The organism is Saccharopolyspora shandongensis (assembly GCF_900106995.1).
Classification (GTDB): domain Bacteria; phylum Actinomycetota; class Actinomycetes; order Mycobacteriales; family Pseudonocardiaceae; genus Saccharopolyspora; species Saccharopolyspora shandongensis.
Genome location: NZ_FNOK01000035.1, coordinates 36324 through 48153 on the forward strand (window position 1 = coordinate 36324; position 11830 = coordinate 48153).

Below are 11830 nucleotides of genomic sequence, written 5' to 3' on the forward strand. Positions count from 1 at the left end.
CCGGCGTCGAAAAGCAGCCCGCCAGCGCGTTGCTCGCCCCTCCGACCTCGGCCAGTCGATCAGTTTGCGGCATGGTTCAGGTAAGTTGCTTCGGTGGCTCTGACCAATGCGGTGATACTCGGGCGCGACGAGGAAATTCGCGCATTGGACAGCTTGATCAATGCGGTGGCCGGTGGAAACGGAAGCGCCGCGCAGTTGTCCGGCGAGCCCGGCATCGGCAAATCGACGTTGCTGCAACGCGCCGCCGATGAGTGCCGGCAGCGCGGCTTCCTGGTCCTGCACGGCAGCCCGGAAGCGATGGAGTCCGATACCCCGTTCGCCGCGTTGGCCGGCTATTTCGGTCTCGACCGCATCCGGCCGGCCCCTGAACTGGCCGACCTGGCGGAACTGCTGTCCGCCGGTGAGCGGCACGGCCGGATTCCCGGCGCCGCGCGCTGGGAGTACGTGGTCACCGAGTCCGCGGTCGAGCTGATCGAGAAGCAGGCGGCCCGGCAACCCGTCGCATTGCTGCTGGACGACATGCATTGGGCCGATTCGGCGAGCCTGGTGGTGGTGCACCGGATCGCCCGCCTGCTCAGGCAGCTGCCGGTGCTGCTGGTTTGTGCTCATCGCCCCGTCCCGGCCGGCCCCGAACTGGGCCGGCTGTTGCACGGACTGGCCCGCGACGGCGCGTTGACGATGCGGTTGGAGCCGCTTTCGCCAGGGACAGCGGCGGAGCTCACCGAACGCATCTTGGCCGAGCCCGCCACCGAAGCCGTGCTCGAATTGGTGGCCGGCGCGGCCGGAAACCCGTTTTACATCGAGGAACTGGTGTCGTCGCTGAACGAAACCGGCGGTTGGGCCACCGGTGCCGCACCGCCCTCGTTCACGGAGGCGGTGCACCGCAAGCTCGACTTCCTGTCGTCGCGCTCCCGCGATGTGCTGCGCATGATGGCGGTGCTCGGCGGCCGGGTGCCGATCCAGGAGCTTTCGGCGGCCTCCGGGCACTCCCCCCTCGAGCTGTGGAACCTGGTTCGCGACGCCGTCGACAACGGGTTGCTGGTCGAGGACGGCGACCGGATCGCCTTCCGGCACGACCTGATCCGCCAGGCGATGATGGCGGCGCTGTCGGAGACGCTGCGGCAGCCAATGTTGCTGGAGGCCGGTCGCGCGCTGGCGGAGACCGGCGCACCGGCCCACCGGGTGGCCCAGTACCTACTGGCCGGGGGCACGCTGGATTCCGCTTCGATCGACTGGCTTATCGAATCCGCGATCACCCTGATCCGGCGCTCCTCAGAGACCGCGATCGGGCTCCTCACCATGGCACGGGCGCAGCTCGGCGCGACCAGCGCCCGGGCCGACATGCTGCGCTTCCTGCACGTGATCGCACTGCAGTGGGCGGGGCACGGCGCCGATGCCGAGGCTGCGGCCCGCTCGGCGTTGGCCCAGAACCGCACCCCCGCCCTCACCGCCCAGCTGCGCTGGTCGATCGCCCGCGGCTGCATCCTGCAAGGAAACGTGCGCGGCGCGACCGAAGCGACGGAAGCAACCATCTCCGCTGGTGCGCTCGACCCGGTCGAACTCGGCAGAATGCACGCGGCACTCGCGCAGTACTCCTACCTCCTGGGAAATGCCGAAGACTCGACGCGCAACGCCGAGGCAGCCCTTCGGCTCGGCGAGCAGACCGGTGACTCCTACACCGTGGCGGCAGGTCAGCACCTGCTCGGCTCCAGAAAACTGGAGACCGGGGATCCGGCGGGCGCCCTCACACTCGTGACCGCGGCCCGCTCGTCTTGGGGCGATCAGGAATTCGGCCCGGACAGCGACGACCTCGGAATCCAGCTGCTGCAGGCGAACTGCCTGCTGGAGCTGGACCAACTGGACGCGGCCGAGCAATGCCTGCGCGAGGGATTGCCGGCCTCCGAGGCCTGCGGTAGTCCGGCCTTGCCGTGGTACTCCGCCGTCTCCGCGCGAATCGCCTACGAACAGGGTAGCTGGGAGGACGGGCTCGCCGAGATCCAGGCCGGCCACGAGCCGGCTGATCCGTTCGGCCAACAGGCCGCGCTGCGCATGCAGGAGGCGCTGATCCGGATCCACCGGGACGAACCGCTTGCACCGCTGCGCTTCCCCGAAGTCGCCGGCCCGGCCTACCTTTACGAGTACCTCTACCGGTGGGCGCTGGCGCTGGACGCGGAGCGGGCCGGCAGTCCGGAGACCGCGCTGGCGCTGCATCTCGCCCACACCAGGCAGGCGACGGACAAACGAGGCCAGGCCGCACTGGTCCACCACACCTGGGTCGATTTGGCCCGGGTCGCGATCACCGTGGACGATCGCGGGGTGCTCGACGAGTTGGTGCCGCCCGCACGGGACTGGCAGCGGCGGTGCCCGACGCCGGTGAAAAGCGGCCTGGTGGCCGTGCTGCGCGGCGGCGCAGCAGGCGATCCGGAGCTGCTGGCGGCGGGAGCGCGTGACTTCCAGGACGGAGGCCGCCCGCTGCTGGCCGGGCAGGCTTGGGAAATCACGGCGTATGTCGCCGCGGCGGCGGATGTCAAGGCCGACGCGTTGGCAGCGCTCGAAAAAGCGGTCAGCGCCTTCCAGGAGCTCGATGCGCGTTGGGATCTGCGTCGCGTCGAGCAGTGGGCGCGGAGTTCGGGCCTTCGGCGCAAGCGGCGGTCGGCGAACCGGCCGACCACCGGTTGGGACTCGTTGACACCAACGGAAGTTCGCGTCGCGCTGCTGGTGGCCGAGGGGCTGTCCAATCCGGACATCGCGAGCAGGCTGAAGGTGTCCCGCCGGACGATCCAGTCCCACGTCTCCAGCGTGCTGGCCAAACTCGACTGCCGGTCCAGGGTGGAACTGGCCGTCATCGCCAGCAAGCACCGCCCGCAGCAGGCGGAGGGCTGACACCGGCCGTGGGCTCGGCCGCGAACAAAGCAGTGCAATGCGCGCGACAACGAAACGAGCCGTTCCTCCGGGGGTTCCGGCAGCTCTGAGGCGTCACGCGCTGGCGACCTCGCCCGCGCCGGGCACGTCTTCCGGCAGTAGCAGGCACAGGTCTTCCAGTGTCGGCGAGGCGGTCAACCGCAGCCGCTTCGCGTGGCGGGTCACCGCCGCGTCCATCACCTGCCGCGCATACCGGCCGTTGCCGAACGACGGACCACGCTGCGCGGCCACGAAATGCGAACGCAACGCCGCGACCGTCGGCCCGGTGCACTCATAACCCGCCGACGCGGCATGCTGGGTGACGATCGTGACCAGCTCATCATTGCTGTAGTCAGCGAACCTGACACGCTGGGAAAACCTGGACGACAAACCCGGGTTCGCCGCCAGGAACTCCTCCATCTGCTCCTCATACCCGGCTGCGACGACCACCACCTCGTCGCGGTGGTCCTCCATCAGCTTCACGAGGGTGTCGATGGCTTCCTGCCCGAAATCCCCACCCGTGGATCGCTTCACCGACAGCGTGTACGCCTCGTCGATGAACAGCACCCCGCCACGCGCCCGATCGAACGCCTCGGTCGTCCGATGCGCCGTGTGACCGATGTACTCACCCACCAGATCCGCCCGGCCCACCTCGACCACCTGCCCACGCGCCAGAATCCCCAACGCAGCCAGAATCTCGCCATAAAGCCGCGCGATGGTCGTCTTACCCGTACCAGGCGGCCCACCGAAGATCAGATGCCTACTCAACGACGGCACCGGCAGCCCCGCCGCCTGACGCTGCCGGGCCGAAGCGAGCAAGTCGACCATGTTGCCGACCTCCTGCTTGACATCACCAAGCCCCACCATCTGGTGCAACTTGTTCAACAGCAGATCCACCTTCGCCATGTCGGTGTTCGCCGCACCCGCCCCGACACCACTGCCGGGCAGCGCACCGATATCCTCCGGCAGCAACCGCGTCATCGCCACCGGATTCAGATCAGGGTCATCGGCCAGCCGGTACGCCTGACGCCCGATCATCTCCTCGAACACCTTCCTCGCGGTACGCCCATTACCGAAGGACTCATCGCGCGGCAGCTTGTCGAAATAGGACAGCACCGCCTCCTTCGTCTCGAACTCCAAGCGGTAGTCGTTGGCCCGGCACATGCCCTCGACGATCGTGACCAACTCCGCCGAGGAGTAATCGGCGAACTCGATCGTCCGGGAGAACCGGGAACCAAGACCCGGGTTGGTCGCCAGGAACTTGCGCATCTCAAGGGTGTAGCCCGCAACGATCACCACAACATCGTCCCGGTGGTCCTCCATCAGCTTGACCAGGGTGTCCACCGCCTCCTGCCCGAAATCCGGGCCACTGCCACCAGAAGCCGACAGCGTGTAAGCCTCGTCGATGAACAGCACCCCACCCAACGCCTTCTCAAAGCACTCCGACGTCTTCAACGCCGTGCCACCGACGACACTGGCCACCAGATCAGCGCGCCCCACCTCGATCAACTGCCCAGAGCGCAACACCCCCAGCTCCGCCAGAATCTTGCCGTACAGCCGGGCAACCGTCGTCTTACCCGTACCAGGAGCACCGGCGAACACCAGATGCCTGCTCATCGGCGGCATCGGCAAACCGACCGCCGCCCGCTTCTCAGCCATCTGCTCCAACCGCGTCAACACCTCCACCTCACGCTTCACATCAGTGAGCCCGACCAACACATCCAGCTCACCCAACAGCTCGCCGAGCCGCCCCTCGGACCTGCGTTTGACCGGCGGTTCCGAGCCGGCGTCCGCCTTCGGCGGGGCCACCGGCGGGGTGGAGGGCGTCCGCGAGCTGCCGAACCGCTGCGGTTCGGCAGCGATGTCGGCGGCGTCGGCGGACGAATCGCTTTCCGGATCGCCGTTCTGCCTGCTGGTGATCCCGCTGACCCGCAGGTTGTCGCGCCGGACGAGCACTTGGATGCCGGCGCCGCGGTTTTCGCGAGTGATGCAGTTGCGGATGGTGATGGACTCGGTGGAGCCGACTGTGATGCCGTCGCCGCCGTTGCCGAAGATCTCGCAGCTGTCCAGGACGCCGGAGGAGCCCTCAGCCCATTCCAGGCCGGAATCTTCGCAGTCCCGGATCCTGGTCTGCTCCAGAGCCACCGAGGAGGCGCTGGCAGCCAGCAGGCCCCGCTGCCCCGCGGCGGAAAGCTCGCAGCCGCGCAGCACCGCTTGGCTCCCCGACACCAGCACGTTCGACTCGCCGCTGTCCGAGATGGTGACGCTGCGCAGGTCCGCGGACCCCTGCTCGGTGACCCTGAGCCCGGCGCCGCCCGCACCGGACACCACCACGTCTTCGGCCTCCAGGCTCGCCTTCCCGGTCAGCAGCATGCCGTCGGTGGCCGGTTTCGTCACGGTGCCGCCGACGATGGACACCGCCGCGGACCGGATCTCGATCGCGGATCCACCGGCTCGCTGCACGCTCAGGTCGCGGAAGGACGCGCTGCCGTTCTCGGTCACCACCACCGCCGTGGCGCCGGAGCCGTCCACCAGCAATTCGGCGAAGGACGGCGACGAGCCGGAGATCCACACACCTGCATCCCCGGATTCCACGACCGAGCAGTCGGTGAAGGTGCCACCGGAACCTTCCAGCACGTGCATGCCGTATCCGGCGGGCTGCCGGATACGGAGGCCCCGCACCTCGGGCGCGGCCTGCTGCATCAGCACCAGTCCCTGCGCTGCGGGGGATTCGACGACGCAGTTCTCCACCAGCGGCGCCGAACCCGACGCGATCAGCAGCCCGGCGCCGGCGGCCTCGGCGATCGTGGTCCCGATGAGACGCACCGCGCTGTGCCCCTCGACGACAACGGCGGGATTGCCGGTCCGCGCGATCCGGCAATCGCGCACCTCGCCCCGCGCGCGCTCGGCGGCCAGCACGGCGCTGCCCCCGGCATCGGTGATCGTGCAGTCGACGAACTGCGGGTTGGCGCCGGTGCGGATCACCACGGCGGCGGCATTGAACCCGCTGAGCTTGCATCCGCCGAAGCGGCCCTCCGCGCCGTCGACCGCGATCACGCCGGCCCCGGTCGGGTTGCTGAATTCGGTGCCGTTGGCACTGGCCTCGGCCTGACCGTGCACGTAGAGCGCGGCGGCGGAGGATGCCTGGACCCGGCATTCCTCGAGCCGCAGGCGGCCCGTCGGCACGTCGATCGCCGAGGTTTCTGATCCACTGTGGACGACCGTGATGCCCGACAGGACGACGCTTTCCGCGGCCATCACGATCGCCGGATCGCCGCTGGACTCGATGCGGACCCCGCCGGGCGCGCCGGCCGCGGACAGCGTCACGTCCTGGCTCAGCTCGACCGACTCGGCGTACGTGCCGGGCTGGATCGAGATGACGTCGCCACTGGTCGCCGCCGCCACCGCGTCACCAATGGTGCGGAAGGAGTCCGGGTCCGTCGCCGAGACCGAAAGCATCGTCCTGGTGTGGCTCATCTTCGCCCCAGTCATTCTTCAGTCGCGGTCAGGGACAAAGCATCGCGCACGCAATGCAGATCGAGCTTGCTCAGCCCGGATGGCGGCGCCCCGGCGGCGGCCACGTGCGCGACGAGATCGGGATCGGGCTCCAGCCAGTGCCGTTCGAGGTAGTGGCAGACCGCGTCGTTCCAGATCCAGGTGCCATCGGACCGGAAGTTCAGCGCTACCACGGCACCCTGGTCCGGGTCGAGCACGTCGTCCATCCGGCCGTCGGTGGCGAGCACCACCGGCCCGGCCCGCAGGTAGGCCAGCAGCCGATCCCGTTCCGCCTGGTCCAGGCGGTGGTGATCGGGGCGGAAGAACGGGGTGCCCGCCGTGTCGGTGCCGTCGAAGACCCTCGCGAGATGTGCTCGCGGCGGCGCCGCGGTCCAGGTCAGCTCGGCGACCGCCAGGGCCGCCTCGTGGTAACCGGTCAGCTCCGCACCTTCCGCGAACACCTCGACCCGCGGCGTCTGCCCGGCCTCGGCCAGGCGGTGCTGGATCTCGGCGGTCAGCTCGACGACGTCGGCGTCCGCAGCGGCCTCGCCCAGATAGACCACATCGCCCGCGGCCCGGGCGGGTGCATCGATGTCCTTCGAGAGCCGAATGGCCCGCCACAGGGCTCGAAGGCCGCCAACGCCGTCCGCGGCCCGGACCGCAGCAGCGTCCCCGGCAGGACTGTCCACTGTGGTGTTCCTGACGAACCGCCATGTCACGGGGTTCTCCGGTCTCGGGGTGCTCGCCAACGGCCCCGGATCGACTCCGTGCTCGGCGGCCAACCCGGCGAGCATTTCCTGCTCCCATTCGGACAGTGCGAATCCGCCCGCGATCAGCACATCGGCGATCTCGTCCAGCTCGTCATCTGCGAGGCAGGTCCGCAAGCCCGCCAGTTCGGCGTCGGGAACCCTCCCGGCGAGATTCAGCAGCAGCCGATGCACCTCCGACCGCTCGACGCTCACCGCGCGCTCCCCGGTTCCGGGATTTCGAAGGGATTGGACGGTTCTCCCGGCAAGAAGGCGAACCGCGACCTGTCCGCATCGGAGAACACCGCCGCGGGCAGGCCGTCACGGGCCTTCGCCGCCGCGGTCAGCCGCGCCAGGATCCGGTCGTCGTGGCGTTGCCGCGCCTCCTCCGAACGCTGCTTCCCCGTCTCGGCGAGCAACACCCGGGGACATTCGGCATCGACGTCCACCGCGAGCACCCGGAACACCGTCGCGGGCAGGAACATGACGTCCGCGACGGCTGTTTCCTCGGTGAGCCCGCCGAGCCGTCGCGCGGTGACCGACCAGATCAGCACCTCGACCGCGCCAGGAACGGCCGCAGTGGGATCGGATGCGCCCGCCATCGGCGCGGGCTCGAACAATTCGGTGCCGACCACGTAATCCCCGGCCCCGGTCGCGATGTCCGGGCCACCGCGGACCACGACCCCCTGCAGAGACGGAAGCCGGCGTAGACCACCGACCAGGCAGGAGATGTACGGGAAGTGGACCGACGCGTCGCCGGCGCGGATCGCCTCGACCACCTCGACCTGGTCCGACGTCGCGAACACGCGGATGGCTGCGAGTTCCGTCATCATCGCGTCGTCGACCGATCCCCCGCCGCGCAGCCCGGGTCGCTCGGCCAGCAGTCGCGATACCGCCCTGGTCGCCGCGTCGTAGCGCCAGCCCAGCGACTTCCGGAACTGCTGGCGCTCCGCATCCGTGCCGACGTGGTCGGCCAGCATGAGCGGTCGAGCGGGCCCGGAGTCGTGTTGCGGCTCCGCCTCGGCTGCCTGTTCCGCTGCGGCGATACCAGGGGCCGGCGCGGGGTCGGGAACCTGATCGGCGACGGCGTCGGCAGGTTCCGTTGCGGCAGCAGATTCCTGGGCGACGGTGGGGTCTGCGGCGACGACGGCAGTGCCCGGTGTGGCGGCAGTGCCCGAGATCGCGACAGGGCGCGGCGTGGCCTCGGGTTCGGCTGTGGCGGGCTTCGGCGCCAACGTCGCGTAAACATCGGCGGCGGTGGACGTCGGCACCACCGCAGGCGGACCGGGAGCGGCCGCGGCCGGCCGGTGTTCCGCGACCGCCGGTTCCGCTACGCGGGATCGTTCGCGCTCCACCGCAGAGCCCAGAGCGGAAAGCCCCCGGTCGGCCGGCTGGTCGACGAGGGACTGGCGCGAGCTCCCGATCGGCGCCCGCACAGCCGTTGCGACAGGACCCGCCGAAGCGGCTGCGGGGTTGGCTGCTGCGAGGTTGGCGGCGGCCGGTTCGGACGGTTCCGGGGCGCCCGTGGTCTGGTCGGCCGATTCCGCAGCCTCCGCAACGGGTTTCGCCGGCGGCTCGGCGGATTTCGGCCCCATACGTGGGGGCACTGCCGGCGCGAAGATCGGCACTTGCACCGAGGCGGTCGTGACGGGCAGCGCGGCCAGTCCCCCGCCTGCTGCGGGCGCGGTCGCCGGAGTGCTGAGCTCGGTAGCCGGTTCATCCTCCGCCGGCGCATTGCCGCGCGGAGAGCCCGGTCCCGCCGAATCCGGCTCGCCCTCGGGATCCCGCGTGGTCGCAGCGCCACCGTCGCGCCATCCGTCTCCCGACGGCCGCATCCGGCCGTCGGCATCGATCGCGACGTGCACCGACGGCCGGAACCGGACATCGGGATGCGCCGGAGGTTCCGGTGCGGGCCCGGCAGCGACCGGCTCGGGGGGGTTTCCGGTCGCTGCCGGGCCATGACCGGCAGCGACCGGAAGAGGTCTGATCGCTGCCGGAGCGGGTTCGGCAGCGACCAGACGGGGGTTGGCCGCAGCCGGGATGGGTCCGGCAGCGACCGCAGGGGGGTCGATCGCTGCCGAGTCGGGGGGAACAACAGAAGCCGAAGCCACCGGCAGATCTGTCACTACCGGCAGCACCTCGGTGGCCGATGAGTCCCACGGGTGCGCCTCACCGCCGGTGACCGAGGCGGCTGGGATGACCGCTGGGCCGGGGCCCGACGCGGTGAGCACGTGCACCCCGAGGCTCAGCGCGCGGCCGAGCCCGGCGAGATAGCCCGGGGCGGCGTGCGGGGTGGCGACCAGCCGCAGCCGTGCGCGGGTTTCCGCGGGCAGCAGCCGAACCATGCGCTCGACCGTCGTCAGCACTCGGCCGGGCGGCGGGCCCGCCGCTGCGGTGACCACCAGGTTCACCACTTCCGGATCGGTCGCTAGGCGCGAGGCGACCGGATCCACCGGGGTGCGCACGGGCCGCACCAGCAACCCGGACGGCAGCACGTCGACCAACCAGCCGTCCTGCAGCCAGTACGCGCCGACTCCCGCGCCGACCATTCCCGGCAGGGGCTGGACCCAATTGCGCGGGAGCGGCGGAACGCCCGGCCGGTGCAGGCTCTCAAGGACGAACGGCAGCCAGGCCCGTTGCCCGGCCGCGTCCAGCGACTTCCACGTCTTCGCGCCGTCCGGGAGGTACTGCGGGACGGCGTGGCAGCAGTGGACCGGGATGCCGAGCAGGTCGGCGAGCCGCTGCGCCAGCGGCCGGGCGGGGTCCGGTTCGGGGCCGTAGCAGATCAGCCCGAGCGTCTGGCGCAACTTGCCGGGCAGGGCCGCGACCAGCCCCGCGAGCGCCTCCAGGCCGGGCTGTTCCTCACCGGGAGCCCCCACCACGATGGCGAGCCGGGCGCCGGACACCGGCACGCCGTAAGCCATGTCGGACATCGGTCGCATGACCGCGCCGGCGGCCCGGACCCACAGCCCGGCGGGGATCGAGGTGATGCTGATGCGGGGATCGGCGGCACGGCTGCGCAGCGTCTCGGACAGCGGGCCCTGCCAGGAGGGGATGGGATGGCGCGGGCCGGTGTGGGTCTTGTGCTTGCCCGGCCGGAAACCGACCCAGCCGGTGGCCTCGCCGACCGAGAACAACTCCCCGCCGGGCAGCATGAGGAGGTTCCCGTCCGGGGCCACGACCTCGACGTTCAGCCGCTCGGAAAGGCGCGCGGCCAACGGAGCCCGGCCGTCGGGGCCGGCCAGGCCGGAGCGACCGACCAGCAGCCGAATTCCCGGCATCGGGCCGGAGTCACCGGGGCGCAACTGTGTCTGGAGGTCGGCCAGCACCTCGTGTTCGAGCTGGTCGAAGGCTTCGAGCGCGGTGTGGTCGATGAAAACTCGGGCACGACTGTCGTCGGCCGCGTGCCTGGCGGCCATGCCCGCGCCGGCGACCTGCGTGTCCGCGGATCGCACCACAACGCCCGCGCCGTTCCGTTCGACGACCAACGCGCCCATCGGCTTCCTCCTTCCGGAACGCCCTAAATCTCTTACGTCTGCCGAACCAGATCCGGTTCAATGCATCCGACAGCGACGGCGCGCTGCACCGCGGCGCGACCCGATACTCGGCCCGGATCCACGCGACGCCGTTCCCCGAAACACGCCGTGCGGGAACGTGCCGGCTCGGCGTGCGCGGCGTTGGACGAGGTGTACGGCGGAGGAACAGGATTTCCCTCATCCGCCGGATGGATGATCGAGTCACTCGTGTGACAACCAGGGAGCCCTCGCTCTCCCAGTTCCGCGCCTGCCTAAGCACATCGGCTGGCTGTGCCGAGCCACGTCATGCTCGTCCGGCGTCGTCTCCGAAGCCCGAACTCGGCCGCCATGCAATGCGCACCGCCAGCATCCACCGGGTTCCGGCACCGGTTCAAGCAGCCGAGACCGGGATAGTCCTCAAGCCACCGCGCTTGCGAGAGCACCGGCGAGCAATCGCATGGAAGCGTCCGAGCTGGGTTGAAAACCTCGGCGCTTGCGTCACGAGACACCTCAGGGAGTTCCACGGAGGTCCTTACCGGCAACGCGCGCCACGAACTCTATTCCGGTGCACCCGGGCCGTCGTCACCAGCACCGGTACCACACCGTCCGAGAACGGCTCGACGATCGCACTTCTCGCCGTTCCCGTCAGCCGTTCCCCACACGTGCGAACAGGCTTTCCCGGATCAACGCCAAGCGGCACTTTCGCTGCATACGGAATTTTCCGCCCGCTCAGCCCGGCATCGACTATTCCATGCCCGATACCCGAGTATCAGATTTCCCGATCACCCAGCCGATCGTCGAAGACGAGCAACCGACCATCCCCGGCAAAAAATCGTACGTGTACAAGCCGCGCTCGTTCAACACCTTGAGCACACGACCAAGAGCCACCCGCTCGTAGCTTCGATACAACTCAGCGAGCCTGCCAGCAAGAACTTCCCGAACAGCACCGTCATCCCGAACACGAAGTAGGAGATCACCCGGCGCCGACTCCACGACATCCCAACTGGCCTCCCGCACCCACGAAACCAGCTCGGACGTCTCTGTTCCGGGGCCACCGACCTCGGTCGTAGCCGACTGCGGCGATCACTCCCCCTGCCGGTTCTCAGTCCGCGCGTCATCATCAGGGGACCGGTCGCGCTCCCGCACCTCACGGCCGGTGCGCACATCGCCGCG

At 69.8% G+C, this 11830-nt stretch carries 4 protein-coding genes; 1 reads left to right on the top strand and 3 read right to left on the bottom strand.

The genetic code is table 11. The annotated features are described in order from the left end of the window. Positions 1-93 precede the first annotated feature (93 nt). On the top strand, positions 94-2883 hold the full coding sequence (locus BLW84_RS29685; protein ID WP_093271893.1) for a helix-turn-helix transcriptional regulator: 2790 nt from the start codon (positions 94-96) through the stop codon (positions 2881-2883). A 93-nt stretch (positions 2884-2976) separates the two neighbouring features. On the opposite strand, the gene BLW84_RS29690 is transcribed toward BLW84_RS29685, so the two are convergent. The 3 genes from BLW84_RS29690 to BLW84_RS29700 are packed head-to-tail and all read right to left on the bottom strand — an operon-like array spanning position 2977 to position 10639. Continuing rightward, the gene (locus tag BLW84_RS29690) at positions 2977-6378 is read right to left on the bottom strand and encodes a right-handed parallel beta-helix repeat-containing protein (RefSeq protein ID WP_245761477.1); all 3402 of its coding nucleotides are present in this window, start codon (positions 6376-6378) and stop codon (positions 2977-2979) included. Positions 6379-6389: 11 nt separating this feature from the next. Continuing rightward, on the bottom strand, positions 6390-7358 hold the full coding sequence (locus BLW84_RS29695; RefSeq protein WP_093271898.1) for a hypothetical protein: 969 nt from the start codon (positions 7356-7358) through the stop codon (positions 6390-6392). After that, positions 7355-10639 (bottom strand): hypothetical protein, encoded by a 3285-nt coding sequence (locus tag BLW84_RS29700; protein ID WP_093271901.1) that lies wholly within the window; start codon positions 10637-10639, stop codon positions 7355-7357. The genes BLW84_RS29695 and BLW84_RS29700 overlap by 4 nt, the downstream gene beginning before the upstream one ends. Positions 10640-11830: the final 1191 nt, after the last annotated feature.